Below are 20765 nucleotides of genomic sequence, written 5' to 3'. Positions count from 1 at the left end.
AACCACCCAACCGGTCTAGGCTTCCCTCAAAAATCGAGGGAGAAGCGGGTGCCTGGCTTGACCGGAAAGAACGTCATGGGAGCGCTCACCTTGCTGACGGCCTGCGCCGCCGCGCCGGCCGCCGCCGCGAGCGACCCGGCCGGGAGGCCAGTTTTCGCCCGGGTCTTCAGCGACCATGCCGTGCTCCAGCGCGATCGCCCGATCACCGTCTGGGGTTCGGCCGACCCGGCGCAACAGCTCAGCGTCACCCTCGGCAATAGCACGGTCGCTCTGCGTGCGGACAAAACCGGCCATTGGCGCACACGCCTGCCCGCAATGGCAGCCGGCGGCCCCTACACGCTGACTGTCAGCGGCGCCGGCGGAACAACCACGCTCGCCGATATCAAGCTCGGCGATGTCTATCTGTGCGGCGGCCAGTCAAACATGGAGTTCCCTGCCCGGCTCTCGACCGGTTCCTGGAACGGGATCGTCGCTGCGCCCAATGACGATATGCGCTTCCTCACCATCGCACATGACAGCGAGCCGGCGCCGCTCGACGATCTGAAGCACCCCGCCGCCTGGCAGATCGTCGCGCCCGACACGGTCGGCGACGCCTCGGCGGTCTGCTATTATATGGCCCGATCGCTCCAGAAGACCGAGAAGGTGCCGATCGGCTTCATCCATTCGAGCTGGGGCGGGACGACGATCCAGAGCTGGATCGGCGCCGCGTCGCTGCGCAGCTACAAGCCGTTCGAGCAGGGCGTCGCCGCGGTATCGCTGATGGCGTCCAACCCGGCCGAAGCAATGGCCCGCGAAGGACAGAAGCGGGAGGCGTGGTGGGATGCCCATGACCCGGACGCAGCCGCGCAGCGCGCCTGGATCGCGCCGGGCTATGACGACAGCGCCTGGTCGAGCATGGTGCCCGCGGGATCGTGGAAGGAAGCCGGCATCCCGGCCCTTGCCGATTTCGACGGCGTGGCCTGGTTCCGCACCACTGTAACGCTTACCGAGGCGCAGGCAAAAGCCGCCAACCGGCTCGCGCTCGGCCCGATCGACACCTATGACACCGCCTGGGTAAACGGCGTCCGCGTTGGCAGCGGCAGTATCGCCTGGGTCTGGCGCGATTATGAGGTGCCGGCCGGCGCCTTCCGGGCCGGGCCCAATGTGATCGTCCTCAGGGTATTGAGCGGCGGTCAGGGCGGCGGGCTGACGGGTCAGCCAAAGGTTCGCGGCATCGGCACGGCCGACGGCCAGTTCATCCCGATCGCGAGCCCCTGGCGCTACAAAATGGGGATGCGCGCGCGCGGCCTCTCGATCGCGTCATCGCCATGGGCTGTGCCGACCAGCCTGACGACGCTCTACAATGGCATGATCGCACCACTCGCAGGTTACGGCTTCAAGCTCGCCGCCTGGTATCAGGGCGAGGCGAATGCCGACAAGGCGGCCGAATATCGCACGCTCCTGCCGCTGCTGATGCGCGACTGGCGCAAGAACTTCGCCCAGCCCTACCTGCCCTTCCTGGTCGTCCAGCTCACCTCCTATGGCGCGGTCGCGGCCAGCCCCGGCAAGTCGGATTGGGCGGCGCTCCGCGAAGCCCAGGCGCAGTCGGTCGCCGCCGATCCTCATGCCGGGCTGGTGGTGACGATCGATGTCGGCGACCGCACCGACATCCACCCGAGCCAGAAGGCCGTCGTCGGCGAACGCCTTGCCCGCGCCGCGCGCGCCGTCGCTTATGGCGAGCCGGTGACGCCGGGCGGGCCCGAAGCGGTCGGCGTGGTGCGTTCGGGCAATGATCTGGTGGTGCGCTTCAAGAACATCAATGGCGGCCTGAGGACCTATAGCGCCAATGTCGCGATCGGCTTCGAGGCCTGTATCGCGGATCGCTGCAGCTACGTGCCCGGCACGATTCAGAGCGACAGCGTGGTACTTGGCGGCGCCAATCGTCCCGAGGTTACCCGCGTCCGCTATGCCTGGGCCGACGCGCCTTTTGTCAATCTGTACAGCGCTGACGACCTGCCCGCTGCGCCGTTCGAACTGCCGGTGCCCCAGGGATCTTAGGGGATTCGAGATCCAGATATCTCGGAATCCACATCTTCGTTGGTTGCCCGGCTCTCAAGCCACCTCGTGCCGCGCCTCGAGCGCAGCCTTGATCGCCTCGATCGCCTCGGTGCCCCTGGCCCCATCGGGCCCGCCGCCCTGCGCCATATCGGGCCGGCCGCCGCCGCCCTGTCCGCCCAGAACGGCGACCGCCGCACGTAGCAGATCGACTGCATTATAGGTCGCGACCAGATCCTCGGTGACGCCAACCGCAATCGACGCCCGGCCGTCATTGACCGCGACGATCACCGCGACGCCCGAGCCGATCCGCTGCTTGGTTTCGTCGACCGCGCCGCGCAGGCCCTTGGCATCGAAGCCATCAATCACCTGGCCGACGAAATTGACCCCGCCGACCTGCTCCGGACCCGCGGGTGCAGCGCCGCCGCCGCCGCCAAGCGCGAGCGCCTTCTTCGCCTCGGCGAGCTCCCGCTCAAGCCGACGGCGGTCCTCGACGAGCGCCGCGACCCGCGCCGGCACTTCGTCGGGCGTCGCCTTCAGCACAGCAGCCGCTTCGCGCAGCTTCTCGTCGCGGCCGGTGAACCAGGCGCGTGCGGCCTCGCCGGTCAGCGCCTCGACGCGGCGGATGCCGCTCGATACGGCGCCCTCGCCGATGATCTTGAACAACCCGATATCGCCGAGCTGCTTCACATGCGTGCCGCCGCAGAGTTCGAGCGAGTAGATGCCGTCTCCCTCGCGCCCCATCGACACGACGCGGACCTCGTCGCCATATTTCTCGCCGAACAGCGCCATCGCGCCTTCCTTGATCGCCTCGTCGGGCGTCATCAGCCGGGTCGAGACCTCGCCATTCTCGCGGATATGGCGGTTCACGTCAGCCTCGACTTCGGCAATCCGGGCCGGCTCGATCGCGCTCGGTTGCGAGAAATCGAAGCGCAGCCGATCGGGCGCGACCAGGCTGCCCTTTTGCGCGACATGCTTGCCAAGCCGCTGGCGGAGCGCCTCGTGGAGGAGGTGGGTCGCGCTATGATTGGCGCGGATCGCGCCGCGGCGATCATGATCGACCGCCATGGTCAGCGTGTCGCCGACCGCGATATCGCCCCCTTCGATCGTCGCACGGTGCGCGAAGATCCGGCCAAGATATTTCTGGGTATTGTCGACCCTGGCCAAGACAGCGCCGTTCGACAGCAGCCCGGTATCGCCGACCTGCCCGCCGCTCTCAGCGTAGAAAGGCGTCTGGTTGGTGACGATCTCGACTGTCTCGCCCGCGCTCGCCTTGGTTACCCGCGCGCCGTCCCTGACGATCGCGACCACGCGGCCCTCGCCATCCTCGGCCGAATAGCCGAGAAACTCGGTGCCGCCCGCTTCCTCGGCAATGTCGAACCAGACATCGTCCGAGGCACGGTCGCCCGATCCCTTCCATGCGGCACGCGCGGCGCGCTTCTGTTCTGCCATCGCCGAATCGAAGCCGGCGCGATCGACGCCGAAGCCCTTGGCGCGCAGCGCGTCCTCGGTCAGGTCATAGGGAAAGCCGAACGTGTCGTAGAGCTTGAACGCGGTCTCACCCGGCAGCACCGCACCCGGCGTCATCACCGAAGTCGCCTCGTCGAGCAGGCGCAGGCCGTTGGTCAGCGTGCGGCGGAACTGGGTTTCCTCCTGCAGCAGCGTCGCCTCGATCGAAGCCTGGGCGCGGACCAGTTCGGGATAGGCAGCGCCCATCTCGGCGACCAGGGCCGGCACCAGCCGGTGCATCAGCGGATCCTTCGCGCCGAGCAGATGCGCATGGCGCATCGCGCGGCGCATGATCCGGCGCAGCACATAGCCGCGCCCTTCATTGGCCGGGAACACGCCATCGGCGATCAGGAAGCCCGAGGCGCGCAGGTGATCGGCGATCACACGGTGGCTCGCCTGGGTTTCGCCGGTGCTCGGGGTGCGGGTCAGCGCGCTCGATTCGGCGATCAGCGCCTTGAAGGTATCGGTATCGTAGTTGTCGTGCACGCCCTGCAGCACCGCGGCGACGCGCTCGAGCCCCATGCCGGTGTCGATCGAGGGGCGCGGCAGGCTGGTTCGCTCGCCGTCAGCCGACTGGTCGAACTGCATGAAGACGAGATTCCAGATCTCGACGAAACGGTCGCCATCCTCCTCGGGGCTTCCGGGCGGGCCGCCGGGAATGTGGTCGCCATGATCGTAGAAGATCTCCGAGCAGGGACCGCACGGCCCGGTGTCGCCCATCGACCAGAAATTGTCGCTGGTGGCGATACGGATGATGCGCTCTTCCGGCAGGCCGGCGATCTTCTTCCACAGGTCGAACGCTTCGTCATCGGTATGATAGACGGTGACGGTCAGCTTGTCGGCGGGAATGCCCCATTCCCTGGTCAGCAGATTCCAGGCGAGCGTGATCGCCCGCTCCTTGAAATAATCGCCGAACGAGAAATTGCCGAGCATTTCGAAGAAAGTATGGTGGCGCGCGGTATAACCGACATTGTCGAGGTCGTTGTGCTTGCCCCCGGCGCGCACGCATTTCTGCGAGGAGGTCGCGGTCGAATAAGGCCGCGATTCGAGGCCGGTAAAGACGTTCTTGAACGGCACCATGCCGGCATTGACGAACATCAATGTCGGGTCGTTATGCGGCACCAGCGGCGCGGACGGCACGCGGGCATGCCCTTCGCGTTCGAAATAGTCGAGAAAGCTGCGGCGGATGTCGTTGGTCGATGTCATGCTGGCGACTTAGGCGAGGGCCGCGCGGTTCTCAAGCGGATCGCTGTGGCAGGCCGGATAGCGTTCCTTTATACCAGCTCTGTCGACCAAGGGGGAAGTGAGATGCGCACATGGATGCTGCTGCCCCTGTTGGCATTGTTGCCGGCAACCGTGAGCGACGGCGCGATGACGGCGCCCTTGTCCTTCTTGCTCGCAGATGTCGCTGTCTGCGGCGGCGGCGACGCGCCGGTTTCAGCGGTTCCGGAGATCCTGCCCGGCTATGGCAGCGGCGGCTTCACGATCACCACCGTCAATCCCGAGGCGCAGGCCTTTTTCGACAACGGCATGCAGCTCGCCCACGCCTTTGCCCACAAGGCGGCGACCGCGGCGATGGCGCGCGCGGTGCAACTCGACCAGACCTGCGCGATGTGCCTGTGGGGCGCTGCCTGGACCGACGGGCCGACGATCAACTTCACCATCGATCCGGCCGAGCAGAAGACTGCCGCCGGGAAGGTCGCAGCGGCGGAGAAGCTGTTGACGCCCGCCTCCCCGACAAAGGAGCGGGAACTGATCGCGGCGCTGAAACTGCGCTACGACCATGGCGGCGGCACGGGTTCGGGCGATCGCGCCTTCGCGAAAGCGATGGACTCACTCGCGGTGAAATATCCCGATGACGACGAGATCGCGACGATCGCCGCCGACGCCTGGATGATCCCGACCGCGCAGAGCAGCGGCACCAGGAACCTGCCGCGCGCGGTGGAACTGCTCGAAGGCGTGCTCAAACGTCATCCGGATTATACGCCGGCGATTCATTTCTACATCCACGCCACCGAGATGAGCGGTTTCCCCGCCCGCGCCGAGCCTTATGCCGACCGGCTGCCGGCGCTCGCACCGCATGCCAGCCATCTTGTCCATATGCCGTCGCACACTTTCTACCAGATCGGGCGCTACCAGGACGCGGCCGATACCAATGTTCGCGCGGTCGCGATGGGAATCGAGAATGCGAAACGCCAAGGGTTGCCCCAGCCGGGTGGCGAGTGGCTGCTCCCCTATCACGGGCATAATGTCCAATATGGCGTCGGCGGCGCGCTGATGTCGGGTGACGCGAAGGACGCGCTCGATCTCAGCGGCCCGATGCTCGCCGCTGCGGTGCATTCACCCAAGGGGCCCAATCCCTTCCTGCAGATGGCGATGGGCACTGCCTATGCTGCCGAGGCGCGCTTCGCGGTGCCGGCTGACGTTCTTGCCCTGCCGGATCCTGGCGCAAAGTTCGCCTTCGCCCAGGCCTATCGCCATTATGCGCGGGGCGAGGCCCAGGCGCGGTTGGGCAATGCCGCCGGTGTGCGCGCTGAGCTGGCCCTGATCCCGGAGAGCGTGGGCCCGTCGAATAAGGCGGACTTCACCGAACACGCGACCCGGCTGATGCTGATCGCCCGTTATGTCCTGCAAGGCCGCGCCGCGATGATCGAGGGACATCCGCTCGAGGCAGCGAAATTCTTCGCCAGCGGCGCGAAGATCGAGGAAGCGAAGACCGTCGCCAGCTTCAGCGACCCGCCGATTTGGTGGTACCCGGTCCGCCGCAGCTACGCCGCCGCGCTGCTCGCGGCGGGCAAGCCGCAGGAGGCGCTCAGCGCAACCGACACGGTGCTGGCGCGCCGGCTGCACGATCCGCTCACCTTGTCGGTCCGCGCCGATGCCGAGAAGGCGCTCGGCCAAACCGACGGCGCGACAAGGGACCGCGCGCTCGCGACCGAGGGCTGGCGGGGAGACAAGGCAGCGTTCGAGCTGGCGGCGATCTGATCAGCCGGGCGGCGCAACAACGGTGAGCGCACCCGCCTGGCACTCGAAGCGCAGCGGCATGTCGAGCCTCATCACCTCGCCGTCGAGCGCGATGTCGATATCGTCGGAACGCCCGCTGACGTCGAACGCAGGCGCAGCGCCGATCGCGGCGAAATCCTTGTCACGGTCGGCGCGGCCGAACAGGGTGCGGATCGCGAAGCCGACCAGCGCCCATCGCCGCCGCGAGGCGACAGCGAAGACCGACAGCACCCCGCCGTCGAGCGCCTCCCGCGTGCCGAGCTGCCCGGCCGCCAGCGTGTACCGGTTGTTGCCGACGAACAGCATCGGCGTGACGATGTCGCTCGGCGCACCCGGCATGGCGAGATGCAGCCGGTGATGCTTCACCCGGCGCAGCGCAGCGATCGCCGAGGGCAAGGCGGCCAGCCATTTCGGCGCATCGTGCTGCTCCCGCTCCCGGACGAGCTGCGGGTAGAGACCGATCGAGGCATTGTTGACAAAGGCATGGCCGTTGACCCGGGCAAGGTCGATCTTCCGTGTCGCGCCGCTCGCGATCAGCGCAGCCGCGCCCGGGATATCGAGCGGAACGCCGAGCTCGCGCGCGAGATGGTTGCGGGTGCCGAGCGGCAGGATGCCGAGGGTCGACCCCTTGTCGGCTAGGATCCCAGCCATGTGCCCGAGCGTCCCGTCACCGCCACCGACGACGACCAGCGGTCGATCGGCAACCTTGCTCAGCGCCGCTTCGAGCTCGTCTCCCTCGACAAGCTGAAGGTCGATCGCGACCCCTGCCTGAGCGAATGCCGCCTCGAGTTCGGGGCCGAGCTTGTCGCCCTTCGACGAGGCCGTTCCACCGCTGCGATTGACCAGAACCGGGACGCGATCGCTCATCCGAACGGCGCGTCGAGCGAGGCCGGCGGTTGGGAGAACCATTTCGGTCCGGTCTCGGTCATATGAAAGCAATCCTCGATCCGAACGCCGAACTTGCCCGGCAGATACAGGCCCGGTTCGTCGGAGAAGCACATGCCGGGCGCAAGCAGTGTCTGCTCGCCGTGCACGAGGTTGACCGGCTCATGCCCGTCGAGGCCGATGCCATGGCCGGTGCGGTGCGACAGCCCCGGCAACCGGTAGCGCGGGCCGTAGCCGAGCGCCTCGTAATGGCGGCGGACCGCGTCGTCGACCGACCCCGCGGGCACCCCGATCCGCGCGGCGGCAAACCCGGCCGCCTGCCCGTCATGAACGTCCTTCCACACCTTGCGCTGCTCAGCGCTGGCGGCGCCGAACACGAAGGTACGCGAGACGTCTGACTGGTAACCCTGAACGGTGCAGCCGCAATCCATCAACACGATCTGCCCATCAGCGACCCTTTGCGGCGCGCGGCTGCCATGCGGATAGGCGGCTGCCTCGCCGATCAGGATCAGCGCGAATTCGGGATCGCCACCGAGCTTGCGGGTCGCGGCGTTCATCAGCGCGCCGATATCGGAGGGGGTCATCCCTTTCTCGATGCGCGGCCAGGTCCAGCGATAGGCGGCAATCGTCACATCGGTCGCGGTCTGCATCAGCGCGATTTCGGGCGCGGTCTTGATCATCCGGCAGCCGCGCACCACCGGATTCGCCGAGACGAGCCTTGCCTCGGGCAACACCCGGGCGAGGCCGTTAACGGCGAAATAGCGCACCGTCTCCTCGATGCCGATCGCGCCACCCGCGAGCTTGCGGTCCTTCAGGAAGCCGGCGACGACAGCGAGCGGGTCCTCGTCTTCCTGCCATACGCGCACATCGGCGGGTACGCCGAGAGTCTGGCGGACCGAGGGCTCCTCGAAAAAGGGCGTGACGATGCAGGGATCGCCCTCGACCGGCAGCACCGCAGCAGTCAGCCGCTCGCTACGGCCCCAGCGCACTCCCGTGAAATAGATCAGGGACGAGCCGGCCTCGATCAGCACAGCGCCGATTCCATTCGCCTTCATCAGCCGCTGGGCACGGGCAATCCGAGCGCGGCGCTCGGCCTCGCCGATCGGCGCCGTGGCGGTGGTGATATCGCTCAGCGCGCTGAGGTCCGGCTCGGCGGCGCGCAGGATCGACGGTATGGTGAGCAATGGCAGCATGGCCGCTGCACTGGCGAGCGTCTGGCGACGGGTCAGCAGCACGAGGCGTTTCCCTTTCCTGCGATACGGTCAGGATGCGAAGTGTCGCGCAGCGACAATGTCAATTCGGGCATGAGCTGACATAAGGCGCTTGACCGCGCCGCGGCAATCCCCTTCCCTGCCCGCTTGATTCCGGGGAGTTTTTCATGGCGAAACGCCTGACGCTTTTTATCTTGATCGGGCTTGTGCTCGGGCTTGCTGTCGGCTGGTCGATCAATGCCGGGGTCGATGACGGAACGCCCGCGGCGGCGGCACAGCTCAAGCTCATCGGCTCCTGGATCTCGGTGGTGACGACGATCTTCCTGCAGCTGATCAAGATGATCATCGCCCCCCTGGTATTCGCCACCCTGGTGACCGGCATTGCGCATATGGGCGATACCGGCGCGCTTGGCCGGGTCGGCGCCAAGGCGTTGCTGTGGTTCATCTGCGCGAGCCTCGTCTCGCTGACCCTCGGCCTCTGCCTCGTCCATCTGCTCCAGCCCGGGGTCGGGCTCAATTTGCCGCTGCCGCCGGTGACGGCCGCGACCGGGCTCGCCAAGCCGGTGTTCGATCCCAACGACTTCGTGAAGCATATCTTCCCGGCCTCGATCATCGGCGTGATGGCGACCAACGAGATCCTGCCGATCGTTGTCTTCTCGGTGTTCTTCGGCGTCGCGCTCACTGCGATCGGCGAAAAGGCAGCGCCGATCGTCCGTGCGGCCGAAGGGCTGGTCGCGGTGATGCTGCAGGTGACTGACTATGTGATGCGCTTCGCGCCGGTCGCCGTGTTCGCGGCGGTCACCGCGGCGCTCGCCGAGCAGGGACCGAGCGTGATCGGCAAGCTCGCCTATTTCATGGGCAGCGTCTATCTCGGGCTCGCCTTGCTCTGGGCGCTGCTGATTGGCGCCGCCTTCCTCGCCATCGGCAAGCGAACCAGGCTGCTCTTGCGCTATATCCGCGAGCCGATCCTGCTGGCCTTCTCGACCGCCTCGTCCGAGGCCGCCTTTCCCCGCACGCTCGAAGCGCTCGACCGGTTCGGCGTGCCGAAGCGGATCTCGAGCTTCGTGCTGCCGCTCGGCTATTCGTTCAATCTCGACGGCTCGATGATGTACATGACCTTCGCGTCGCTGTTCATTGCCCAGGCTTATGCCATCCATCTGTCGCTCGGCACCCAGATCGCGATGCTGCTGACGCTCATGGTGACCTCGAAGGGCATTGCCGGCGTGCCGCGCGCGAGCCTGGTGGTGATCACGGTGACGCTTTCTCAGTTCAACATCCCCGAGGCGGGCATCCTGCTCGTCCTCGCGATCGACCATTTCCTCGACATGGGGCGGTCGGCCACCAATGTCGTCGGCAATGCAATCGCCGCGAGTGTGGTTGCGCGCTGGGAGGGTGGGTTCGAACCGCCGATGCCGGCAGAGATCGAGCCGCCGCACGCGCCGAGCCACGGCCTCAGCGGTCAGGCATAGGCATAGGGGCCACCCCGCGCGAGCGCTGCCTGATAGGCGGGACGTGCGTGGATCTTGTCGAGCCAGGCAATGGTGTGCGGGCGCGAGGCGCCGAGCCCGGCGCGTCCGCGTGCCGCTTCGAGCGGAAAACTCATCATGATGTCGGCGGCGGTCATCTCGTCGCCCGCGAACCAAGGGCGGGCGGCCAGCTCGGATTCGACATAATCAAGATGGACATCGATCATGGGCTGTATCCGCTTGATCGCCGACTTGCCGAAGATCGGAATCCGGTTGAGGACAAGCAGCACGAGCAGGGGCGGCATCAGCGACCCTTCGGCATAATGCAGAAACATGCGGTAGCGCAGCACTGACTCGCGATGGGCGAGCGGGCCGAGCCGCCCGTCGGCCTTTTCAACGAGATATTCGATGATCGCGCCGGTTTCGGCGACCACGACGCCGTCATCCTCGATCACCGGCGACTTGCCGAGCGGGTGGACGCGTTTCAATTCGGGCGGGGCGAGCATTGTCTGCTTGTTCCGCTCGTAGCGCTTGACCTCATAGGGCATGCCGAGCTCCTCGAGCATCCACAGGATGCGCTGCGAGCGCGAATTCTCGAGATGGTGGACGATGATCGTCATTGTGCCTCTCCTGCCGCTGCTTGCGCCGACCATAGCCATGCCGCAGCGGGGAAATCCACTGTGTCGCCCGATCGGTGGCGATGGAGCACGTCGGCCATGCGATCGAGCATCGCACCGCGCTCGGCCGGATCGGCAGCCTTGATCGCCCGTGCGGTCGGCCCGATCCGGCTGAAGAGATCGAGCGCGTCGGCGATCGGATCGGCACCCTCACCGGCGCAATAATTGTAATCGACCGATATGGCGCGGACGTCACACCAGCCTGCAGCCTCGAGCAAGGGCGTGACGAAGTCAGGATCGGCAAAGGCAAAGGGGCCAGGCGCATAGCCGGCGGGCACTGGCTGGGGTCCACCCAGAACCGCGGCCAGAAGCTCGGATGCCCAGGGGTTGAGCGCAGCGTCCCGAAAACAGGAAAAGACGAGGCGGCCGGCCGGCGCCGCAGCGCCGCGGATCGCGGCGAAAGCAGCTATGGGATCAGCGAAGAACATCACGCCGTGCCGCGAAACGAACAGGTCGACCGGCGCCTGATCGCCAACAAGTGCCTCGACCGGGCCCGTCGCGAAGCGCAGATTCGGGAGATCGGCAGCCCGTGTCGCCGCAATCGCGGTGAGGCCCGGGGAAATGTCGATGCCACAGATGCGTGCGGCGGGCAGCGCCGCTGCAAGAGCAAGGCTGGTCGCCCCGGCGCCACAGCCAATATCCACAATCGCCGGGGCATCGATCCCCGCTACCGCAGCGATCGCCGCTGCGTTGAGACGCGGCGCGAGACCGGCAAAGCTGCGATCGGTACGCTGCCATTCAGTGGCCCAGACATCGCCGACCGGGCCGCTCCATTCGCTTGCATCCATCATGCTTCCTTCCCGATGAGGGCCGATCCCGCAAAGATCCGGCGCGTCGGTGGTGTAGCTGCTTTCGTCCGCCCTGGCGAAGAGCCAATCGCCCCATGAAATATGAAAGGCCCGCCGTCGTGGGCGGGCCTTTCCGGGTTTTGCGACGGGAGAAACGCCGCGCTAAACTTGATTGTCGAGCATCCGCCCCCTCCCCGCTTGGGAGAGAAGAAGATCAGAGGTCGTCGTCCTCGCCATCGGCGTCGGGGCCGGCCATCATCTCTTCGGCGACCTTGTCGGTACGGGCCCGGATCGCCTTTTCGAGGCGGTCGGCCATTTCCGGATTTTCCTTGAGGAAGGTCTTGGAATTCTCGCGGCCCTGGCCAATCCGGACGCTGTCGTAAGAAAACCACGCGCCCGATTTCTCGACCAGCCCGGCCTTGACGCCGAGGTCGAGGATCTCGCCGATCTTGGAGACGCCCTGGCCATACATGATGTCGAACTCGACCTGCTTGAACGGCGGTGCGACCTTGTTCTTGACGACCTTCACCCGGGTGGTGTTGCCGATGATTTCCTCGCGATCCTTGATCTGGCCGGTGCGGCGGATGTCGAGACGGACCGAGGCATAGAATTTCAGCGCGTTGCCGCCCGTCGTCGTCTCGGGGTTGCCGTACATCACGCCGATCTTCATGCGCAGCTGGTTGATGAAGATCACCATGCAGCGCGAGCGGCTGATCGAACCGGTCAGCTTGCGCAGCGATTGCGACATCAGCCGCGCCTGCAGGCCGACATGGCTGTCACCCATTTCGCCCTCGATCTCGGCGCGGGGCACGAGCGCCGCGACCGAATCGACCACCAGCACGTCGATCGCGTTGGAGCGAACCAGCGTATCGACGATCTCGAGCGCCTGCTCGCCGGTGTCGGGCTGGGAGACGATCAGTTCGTCGATATTGACGCCGAGCTTCTTGGCATAGACCGGATCGAGCGCATGCTCGGCATCGACGAACGCCGCTGTGCCGCCGCCCTTCTGCGCTTCGGCGATCACGTGAAGCGCAAGCGTCGTCTTGCCCGAGCTTTCCGGACCATAGATTTCGATCACCCGGCCGCGCGGCAGACCGCCGACGCCGAGCGCGATATCGAGGCCGAGCGAACCGGTCGAAATCGATTCGACCTGCATCGTCTCCTTCGATCCGAGCCGCATCGCGCTGCCCTTGCCGAAGGCGCGATCGATCTGCGCGAGTGCTGCCTCGAGTGCCTTGGCGCGCTCGCCGGAAGCTTTCTCGTTTGCCTTGTCGTTGGAGACTGCCATTTTGTTGTCGATGACCTTCAAAGATGCCGCCACTGGGAGCCTCCGTCGCTAGACTGATCACGCCATCTGTTCAATGCGTGTTGGAAGCTTCGTATATGGTTTGTTCCAGAAGAACAAGTGGGGAACGATCTTTTTTTGTTCCGCTGTTCCTCAAGCCGGGAAAACCGGGCTGCCGGGCGGCGCCTGGCCGGGCTCGATCACATAAATCAGCGCGCCATGTTCCGTACAGCCGAGCGCGGCCGCGGGCGGATCCTCATAGGACCGGTCGTAGTCAGGGATGATCCCGTACCAGGCGGGCAAAGCGACCGCGAAACGCGCACGCAGCGCCGGTTCATCGATCACGCAGGCGGCGTGGACGATTTGGCCGAACTGAAGCTTCACGATAATCCCGGCGCGGCGCATCGCCAGCTCGACCGGGGCGAGATGCGCGCAGGTGGCGGACATATCCGGCGCGAGATCATAGGCGATCTGGGCGTCGGACCAGCTCTCGCCGCGTTCAATCCGGTCGGCATAGGCGCTGAGGATCGGATCGCCCCGCATTTCGATCAGGCGCAGCCGTTGCGCTTCACGCCAGTCCGCATGCTTCGAGCGCGCGTCGCGCCGCGCACCGGAGCGCCGGTCATGTCGGGCTACGCCCCGCCCGACATGGTACAGGCCATAGGTGATCGCGGCCGCGACGATAAGGATCGCGGGCAGGTGATACTGCTCGATTACCAGCGGCATCGCATCACGATGAAGCGTGAACCCGGCCCAGAGCACAACCACGAAACCTGCGCCTATCCCCGCCATCGCCACCAGCAGGCCAAACAGCGGACCGGGCTCCCGCATGCGCGGCACGGGCGGGCCGGCGATGCCCGGCGCTCCGCCCGCCCGGACCGAGGTGCTGACGACGGCCCATAAGGCATAGCCGCCGAGCATTGTGCCGATCGGGAAGCCGAAGAGCAGCAACACCGATACGATCGCGACCGGTATTCGCGCCCATGGCTTGCCGAGCAACAGACCAAGCCCGCCGATCGTCGCCGGTAACAGATAGAAGATCGCGGCGATGGCGAAGAAGAAGCCGATCCAGGCAAGTGCTTCGGGGCCGCGCGGATCGGATTCGAGCCCGAGGCCGATGCAGAGCGCAGTCCCGATCGCCAGCCCGAGCACGCCCAGGATCAGATAGATCCAGGCGATGACGCGAAGCGGCGTGGAGAGGCGAGTCCGGTCGGTCATCGTTGCGGGACCGTAATCGATCGACGCCTATCCGCAAACCACCCGCACATGGTCAGCCAGGGCGACGGGATTCCGGCTTGCTCCCCTGCCCGCCCCGCGCGATGAATGCGGCATGACGGACCATGATTTCATCACCGGGCTGCCCAAGGCCGAGCTCCACCTCCATATCGAGGGCAGCCTCGAACCCGAGCTGATGTTCGCGCTGGCGGAGCGCAACAGGATCACGATCCCGTTCGCGACTGTCGAGGCGGTGCGCGCCGCCTATGATTTCTCCAACCTGCAGGATTTCCTCGACATCTATTATGCCGGCGCGAATGTGCTGCAGACCGAGCAGGATTTCCGCGACCTGGCAGTGGCCTATTTCGATCGCGCGGCGGCGGACGGCGTCGTCCATGCCGAAATCATGTTCGATCCGCAGACTCATACCGATCGCGGCATTGCCTTTGGCACGGTAATCGCCGGCCTGCTCGCCGGCATGGCGGACGCCGAGACACGGCACAGCATGACGTCGAAGCTGATCATGAGCTTCCTGCGCCATCTCGACGAGGAGGCCGCTTTCGCCACGCTGGCGGCGGCCGAACCCTGGCTCGACCGGATCGACGCAGTCGGGCTCGATTCATCGGAGCTTGGCCATCCGCCGGAGAAATTCGCGCGGGTGTTCGCGGCGGCGCGCGGCAAGGGCCTGCGCCTCGTCGCGCACGCCGGCGAGGAAGGGCCGCCCGATTATGTCCGGCAGGCGCTCGACCTGCTCGATATCGACCGGCTCGACCACGGCAATCGAAGCCTGGAGGATCCGGTGCTGACCGCACGGCTCGCCCGCATCGGCATGACGCTGACGGTGTGCCCGCTGTCGAACCTGAAGCTCTGCGTGGTGCGCGACATGGCCGAGCATCCGATCGACCGGATGCTCAAGGCCGGCCTGCGCGCGACGATCAATTCGGATGATCCGGCCTATTTCGGCGGCTATATCGCCGACAATTACCGGGCTGTGGCAATGGCGCGCGGGCTCGACCGCAACGATCTCGCCTTGCTGGCACGCAATTCGTTCCTTGGCTCGTTCCTGCCCGACGACGTGGTGGCAAAGCATCTCGCGACACTCGATACCTATGTGGGAGCCAATGCATGACCGTGTTCGCCGACATCACGCATGAGGAATTCGTCGCGACCGTCCGCGCGCTCGCGCTGCAGCTCGCGGACGATGCGTGGAAACCGGATTTCATCATCGGCATCGGCCGCGGCGGGCTTTCGCCGGCGGTCTATCTCAGCCACGCGACCGGGCTGCCGATGCTGTCAGTCGATTATTCGAGCCAGGTGAAGGATTTCGCCGACGAACCGCTGGTCAAGCTGGCGCGGCGGACTCAGGCCGGCGAGCGACTGCTGTTCCTCGACGACATCAATGATTCGGGCAGGACGATCGCCCATCTCCGCGGGGCGCTGCGCACGGCCGAGGCGATGCCGGGCAGCATCCGCTTCGCGACGCTGATCGACAATGTCAGCTCGGCGGAACAGGTCGACTATCGTGCCCGGACGATCGACCGGAGAGTCAACAAGGACTGGTTCGTCTTCCCTTGGGAAGCGGTGGCGCCGGCTCAATCGCTGGTCGAGGATGCGGCGGCGGTTCCGGAGCGGATCGCCTGACGGTGCCGGGCCGGAAATTCAGGCCAGCGACTCAAGCACCTTGGCGACTGCGTCCATCGTGAACGGCTTGGGCAGGGTCGGGCGGCCGCGATAGGCTTCGACGATGCTGTCGTGCGAGCCGCCGGTCGCGAGCACGAACGGCACGCCCCGCGCGGCGAGCGCTTCGGCGATCGGCCAGCTTTTCTCGCCGCCGCGCAGGTTCACGTCGAGGATCGCTGCATCGATGCCGCCCGCCTCGACCAGGGCAAGCGCATCAGCGACAGTGTCGGCAGTGTCGGCAGTGCCGGCCATCTGCTTGCCGAGCATCTCGATGAAATCTTCGAGCATCATGGCGATCAGCGGTTCGTCCTCGACAATGAGGATTCGGTTCGGCGCGGTCATTCCGGCCCCTTAGTCTCAGCGCCGCCGTAGCGCCAAGTCATTTCGCATTCAATGCGCCGCGCGCCGCCTCGGCAAGCTGCTGGACTGAAAAGGGCTTGGCGAGGAAAGAGACATTGTCGAGATCGATCGAGCGGCGCAGATGCTCCTCGGCATAGCCCGACATGAACAGGATCGGCAGATCGGGATAGCGCGCCCGCACCTGGCGGACCATGGTCGGCCCGTCCATTACCGGCATGACGACATCGGAGATTAGCAAGTCAGGCCGGTCGTTCCGCGCCAGCAGATCAAGCGCGACCTCGCCATTCTCGGCGGTGAGCACGGTATAGCCCTGGCGGGTCAGCGCGCGCTCGGCGACGGCGCGGACCATGTCTTCATCCTCGACGAGCAGGATCGTGCCGGTGCCCCAGAGATCAGTAGGTTTGTCCCGGGTCAGCGCCGGCATCGACCCCTTTTTTGCGGGTTGGGGCGTTGCGTGGACCGGCAGATAGATGCTGAAGACGGCGCCCTGATCACGTCCCCCCTGATCGTGATTGTCGGCAAAGATATAGCCACCCGACTGCTTGACGATGCCATAGACGGTGGAGAGGCCGAGGCCGGTGCCCTTGCCGACTTCCTTGGTGGTGAAGAAGGGCTCGAAAATCTTGCCGATGATCTCCGGCGGGATGCCGCCGCCGGTGTCGGCGATTTCCAGCGCGACATAGTCGGCGATCGGCAGGATGTCCGATCCCATCTTGCGCACATCGGTCGAGGTGACCGCCATGGTCTGGATCGACAGCGTGCCGCCGCCGCGCGGGTCCTTCGCCAGCATCGCGTCGCGGGCATTGACCGCGAGGTTGACGACGACCTGCTCGAGCTGGCCGGGATCGGCACGGACCGGCCCGAGATTGCGGCCATGCTTGACGGTCAGCGTCACCGTCTCGCCGAGCAGGCGCTTGAGCAGAGTCGAGACCTCGGAGATGACGTCGGGCAGCTGTAGGATCTGCGGCACCAGGGTCTGCTGGCGCGAGAAAGCGAGCAGCTGGCGGGTCAGGCTCGCGGCGCGATTCGAATTGGCACGGATCTGCTGGATGTCGTCATAATCGCTGTCGCCGGGCGAATGGCGCATCAGCATCAGGTCGCAATGCCCGATGATCGCGGTCAATATGTTGTTGAAATCATGCGCGACGCCGCCGGCCAGCTGGCCGACCGCCTGCATCTTGGTCGCCTGCGCGACCTCACGCTTGAGGCGTGTCTCCTCGCTATTGTCCTTCAGGCTGAGCAGCACCGCGGCATCGCCCAGCCCCCGCGCGCCGGCGATCGAAAGGGCGACCGGTTCATCGGGATGATCCTTGAGGCGGACAGCGAGATCAGTCGAATGAGTCGCGCCATTGGCGAAGCGGCGGATTGCGTCGGCAACCACGCCCTTATCCTCCTTCACCAGCAGGTCGCCGGGATAGAGCGGCGGCGACGCCACATCGACCTGGGCGGCGCGCGCGAACGCGTCGTTCATCTGCAGGAAACGGCCGTCGCGATCGACCAGCGCCATGCCGAAGGGCATCAGCGAAACAAGGCTGCGGACATGCGCCGCCGCGCTCGCGCCGATCGCCGGCTCGCTCGCGCCACCTTCCTCGTCGAGCAGGACGACGAGCATCGGCGCGTCCTCGCCGTCGAGGAACGGGATCTGGAGGACGCGCAGGGGCGCCCCGGTCAGTCCCTCACGCTCGAAGCGGACCAGACCATGGCTGTCGGTGATCAGGAAGCGGGCGAAGTCGCGGCCCTGCACCGCCCCCTCCTCATGTCCCATTGCCCGAGCGCGAAGCACCCGATTGGCCGCACGGATGCGGCCGTCCGGGGCAATCAGCGCTGCCATGATGCCAGCGGCGGCGAGGCGGTCTCCGGTCGGGCCGGCAATCACGGCTTCGACGGTGGCGCCGAGATCGAGCCCCTCGGCACCGCGGAAGCGCCAGACGAGCAGGTCGTCATCTGCCCCGGCCCGCTCGATCTTGGCCTCGAGCGACGTGCCGCGCGCAAGCAGCCGGTCGATCGAGGCAGCGCCGTCACGCCAGGCAGTGCGGCCAGCGGCGCTGAGCCTGGCGACCCCGGTCTCGTCGATCGGCAGGCCGGGTGGGGTTGGGAAACCGGCGAACAGCGCCTCGTAACGATCATTGGCGCAGACGAGGCGGCCGGCGCGATCAGTGATCGCGACCGCTTCCGGGCTGCTCGCAGCCAGTGTCCGAGCCACGCTCCAGTCAGGCTCGGCGGCTTCCGCGCGGCCGGGCGGGAACAGCCGGCGGAACAGCAGCAGCCCGCCGACGATCAGCAGGCCGCTCGCCAGGAAGCCGCCGGCGATGGCTGGGCTGCGCGTCGCGGCTAGGATCACCAGTGCGGCACCGAGCCCGCACGCGCCGGCGATCAGCGCGGCGCCGCGTGCGGGCGAGAGCGTCGAGGCGCTGGAAACGGGCAAGCTGGCCATCGCCTTGCTTTGGGCGATGTGCCGGAGGCGTCAAGGGGTTAGCGCACTGTCAGGTGAATCACCTGCCCCGCATCGCCCCGCGACTCAACGCGGCAATTACCAGACCCTGACTCGGTCGGCCGGCGCGAGATACATCGCGTCACCCGGCTTGGCGCCAAACGCTGCGTACCAGGCATCGATGTTGCGCACCTCAGCGGTGCGGAAAGCTCCCGGCGAATGCGGATCCGTCAGAAGCTGCGACCGCAGCGCCGGCTCCCGGAATTTGATCCGCCAGACCTGAGCATAGCCGAGGTAGAAGCGCTGATCGCCGGTCAGCCCATCGATGATGGGCGCAGGCTTGCCATGCAGGGACCGGTGATACGCATCATAGGCAACCGCGAGACCAGCGAGATCAGCCATGTTCTCGCCCAGGGTCAGCCCGCCCTGAATATGCTGGCCGGGAATCGGTTCATAGGCGTCATATTGCTTTACCAGCTTGTCGGTGAGCGCGGTGAAGCGCTTCACGTCCTCCGGTGTCCACCATTCAGTGAGCTTGCCGGTCGCGTCGTATTTCCGTCCCTGGTCGTCGAAGTGATGGCTCAGCTCATGACCGATGACGACGCCGATCCCGCCATAGTTGATCGCCGGATCCGCCTTTGCATCGAAAAAGGGCGGCTGCAGGATAGCGGCCGGGAACACGATCTCGTTCATCACCGGATTGGCATAGGCGTTGATCGTCATCGGGGTCATTCCCCACTCGCCCCGGTCAATCGGCTTGCCGAGCTTGTTGAGGCCTCGCTGATATTCGAACGCATTGGCGGCGGCGACGTTGCCGACCAGATCGTCGCGACTGATGGTCAAGCTGCTGTAGTCGCGCCATTTCGCGGGATAGCCGATTTTCGGCGTGAAGGCGGCGAGCTTCGCATGCGCCTTCACCTTGGTTTCCGGCGCCATCCACTCGAGCTTGTCGAGGCGGGCGCCCATCGCGGCGATGATGTTCTTGACGAGGCTATCCGCCGCAGCCTTGGATTCCGGCGGAAAATAGCGCGCGACATATTGCTCGCCGACCGCCTCCCCGAGACCCTGCCCGACCGTCCCGACCGCGCGCTTCCAGCGCAACGGCTGCTGCGGCGCGCCGGTCAGGATCGTTCCGTAAAAGGCGAAGTTCGCGTCATTGATCGGCTTCGAGAGATATCCCGCATAGGAGCGCAGGACCCGAACCATCATATAATCCTGCAGCACAGCGATCGGCGTATCGGCGAAGACCTTCGCTTCCCCGGTGACCGCGCTGGGCATGCCGACAAGATAACTGGCCTGGCCGGAAACGCCGGCCGCACCGGCATAGGCAGCCCAGGGAAAGCCCGGGGCCTTGCCCTCGAAATCGGCAAAGCTCCATTTGTTGTAGGTCTTGTCGGCATCGCGCGATTCGATGCGGGTCCAATGCGCCGTCGCGAGGTTCTTTTCCATGTTGAAGATCGCGGCCGCACGCGCCTCGGCATTGGCCTCGCCTATCAGCGTCAGCATCTGCGCGAGATAGGCCTGATATTGCGTGCGGATCTGCGCCAGCTTGGCGTCATCCTTCAGGTAATAGTCGCGATCGGGCAGACCAAGCCCGCCTTGATAGACATTGACGATATACTGGTCCGGCGCCTTGTCGTCCTGGCCGACGTTCAGGCCAAACAGCCCGCCGACACCGCGACGCTGCAGCTTGGCCATTTCCACTGCGATGGCCGTTCGGTCGCCGGCAGCCTTGATCTCCCCAAGCCATGGCTGCACCGGGGTAATGCCCTTCGCATCAGCGGCCTTCTCATCCATGAAGCTCGCATAGAAATCGCCGATCTTGTCGCCTGGCGTTGCCGATGCGGCTTCGAGGATCGTGCGCGTCCTTTCCAGCGAGAGATCCTGGAGAACATGAAACATCCCGTAGGACGCGCGATCCGCGGGAATCTCGGTGCGCTTCACCCAATCGCCGCCGGCAAAGGCGGCAAAATCGTCGCCAGGCTTGATCGTGCGATCGAAGCCGGTCTCGTCGAGGCCGAAGGTGCCGATCTGGGGTTTCGCGGCCGGCGCCTGCGCTGCAGGTTTCACCGCGGATTTTGCGGGCGCCTTCCCGGCATGGGAAACGCCGGCAAAGGCGGCGGTGGCAAGCAACGACAGAACGAGAATCGAACGACGCATAAAATATCCTTCTGGGGAGATCGGAGCGTTGTACCTGGCTCACGCGCTCAGTCAATTTAGT

At 65.9% G+C, this 20765-nt stretch carries 15 protein-coding genes; 5 read left to right on the top strand and 10 right to left on the bottom strand.

From position 1 onward, the window contains the following. The first annotated feature begins 48 nt into the window (after window positions 1-48). Entirely contained in the window at window positions 49-2037 is a 1989-nt protein-coding gene (locus ABD050_RS14120) for a sialate O-acetylesterase (protein ID WP_343890035.1), read from the top strand. Between the two features lie 54 nt (window positions 2038-2091). Here ABD050_RS14120 and alaS read toward each other — a convergent pair whose 3' ends face one another. Continuing rightward, entirely contained in the window at window positions 2092-4749 is a 2658-nt protein-coding gene (gene alaS, locus ABD050_RS14115; protein ID WP_343890034.1) for an alanine--tRNA ligase, read from the bottom strand. A gap of 102 nt (window positions 4750-4851) precedes the next feature. On the opposite strand from alaS, the gene ABD050_RS14110 reads away from it, so the two are divergent. Continuing rightward, on the top strand, window positions 4852-6528 hold the full coding sequence (locus tag ABD050_RS14110; protein ID WP_343890033.1) for a hypothetical protein: 1677 nt from the start codon (window positions 4852-4854) through the stop codon (window positions 6526-6528). Here the strand turns inward: ABD050_RS14110 and ABD050_RS14105 are convergent, their stop codons facing one another. Next, entirely contained in the window at window positions 6529-7413 is an 885-nt protein-coding gene (locus ABD050_RS14105) for a diacylglycerol/lipid kinase family protein (protein WP_343890032.1), read from the bottom strand. Then, window positions 7410-8624 carry a M24 family metallopeptidase gene (locus tag ABD050_RS14100; RefSeq protein ID WP_343890095.1) on the bottom strand — a complete coding sequence of 405 codons (1215 nt, stop codon included), beginning with the start codon at window positions 8622-8624 and terminating at the stop codon, window positions 7410-7412. The genes ABD050_RS14105 and ABD050_RS14100 overlap by 4 nt, the downstream gene beginning before the upstream one ends. Before the next feature lie 185 nt (window positions 8625-8809). On the opposite strand from ABD050_RS14100, the gene ABD050_RS14095 reads away from it, so the two are divergent. Then, on the top strand, window positions 8810-10111 hold the full coding sequence (locus ABD050_RS14095; RefSeq protein ID WP_343890031.1) for a dicarboxylate/amino acid:cation symporter: 1302 nt from the start codon (window positions 8810-8812) through the stop codon (window positions 10109-10111). On the opposite strand, the gene ABD050_RS14090 is transcribed toward ABD050_RS14095, so the two are convergent. From ABD050_RS14090 to ABD050_RS14075, 4 genes are all read right to left on the bottom strand, one after another. Continuing rightward, a complete protein-coding gene (locus tag ABD050_RS14090; protein ID WP_343890030.1) occupies window positions 10102-10728 on the bottom strand; it encodes a glutathione S-transferase family protein in 627 nt (208 codons plus the stop codon). The two genes, ABD050_RS14095 and ABD050_RS14090, sit on opposite strands and share 10 nt — an antisense overlap. Beyond that, window positions 10725-11576, bottom strand: a complete 852-nt coding sequence (locus ABD050_RS14085) for a class I SAM-dependent methyltransferase (RefSeq protein WP_343890029.1) — start codon at window positions 11574-11576, stop codon at window positions 10725-10727. Before ABD050_RS14085 ends, ABD050_RS14090 begins: the two co-directional genes overlap by 4 nt. 211 nt (window positions 11577-11787) lie before the next feature. Then, a complete protein-coding gene (recA, locus tag ABD050_RS14080; protein WP_425542459.1) occupies window positions 11788-12894 on the bottom strand; it encodes a recombinase RecA in 1107 nt (368 codons plus the stop codon). A 117-nt stretch (window positions 12895-13011) separates the two neighbouring features. Continuing rightward, window positions 13012-14076, bottom strand: coding sequence for a hypothetical protein (locus ABD050_RS14075; protein ID WP_343890028.1), 1065 nt, complete (start codon window positions 14074-14076; stop codon window positions 13012-13014). Window positions 14077-14188: 112 nt separating this feature from the next. Between ABD050_RS14075 and ABD050_RS14070 the strand changes: the two genes are divergently transcribed. Together ABD050_RS14070 and ABD050_RS14065 are read left to right on the top strand one after the other, a co-directional pair. Beyond that, the gene (locus ABD050_RS14070; RefSeq protein WP_343890027.1) at window positions 14189-15202 is read left to right on the top strand and encodes an adenosine deaminase; all 1014 of its coding nucleotides are present in this window, start codon (window positions 14189-14191) and stop codon (window positions 15200-15202) included. Continuing rightward, complete coding sequence (locus ABD050_RS14065) at window positions 15199-15714, top strand: phosphoribosyltransferase (RefSeq protein WP_343890026.1); 516 nt, start codon at window positions 15199-15201, stop codon at window positions 15712-15714. Before ABD050_RS14070 ends, ABD050_RS14065 begins: the two co-directional genes overlap by 4 nt. Before the next feature lie 18 nt (window positions 15715-15732). Here ABD050_RS14065 and ABD050_RS14060 read toward each other — a convergent pair whose 3' ends face one another. From ABD050_RS14060 to ABD050_RS14050, 3 genes are all read right to left on the bottom strand, one after another. Further along, window positions 15733-16095, bottom strand: a complete 363-nt coding sequence (locus ABD050_RS14060) for a response regulator (RefSeq protein ID WP_343890025.1) — start codon at window positions 16093-16095, stop codon at window positions 15733-15735. Between the two features lie 37 nt (window positions 16096-16132). Further along, window positions 16133-18547: a hybrid sensor histidine kinase/response regulator gene (locus tag ABD050_RS14055; protein ID WP_343890024.1), complete on the bottom strand. Its 2415-nt coding sequence runs from the start codon at window positions 18545-18547 to the stop codon at window positions 16133-16135. A 96-nt stretch (window positions 18548-18643) separates the two neighbouring features. Continuing rightward, complete coding sequence (locus tag ABD050_RS14050) at window positions 18644-20704, bottom strand: M13 family metallopeptidase (protein ID WP_343890023.1); 2061 nt, start codon at window positions 20702-20704, stop codon at window positions 18644-18646. Window positions 20705-20765 lie beyond the last annotated feature (61 nt).

Source organism: Sphingomonas oligophenolica (assembly GCF_039522915.1).
Classification (GTDB): Bacteria; Pseudomonadota; Alphaproteobacteria; order Sphingomonadales; family Sphingomonadaceae; genus Sphingomonas; species Sphingomonas oligophenolica.
This window is presented reverse-complemented; position numbering and strand designations above follow the sequence as displayed.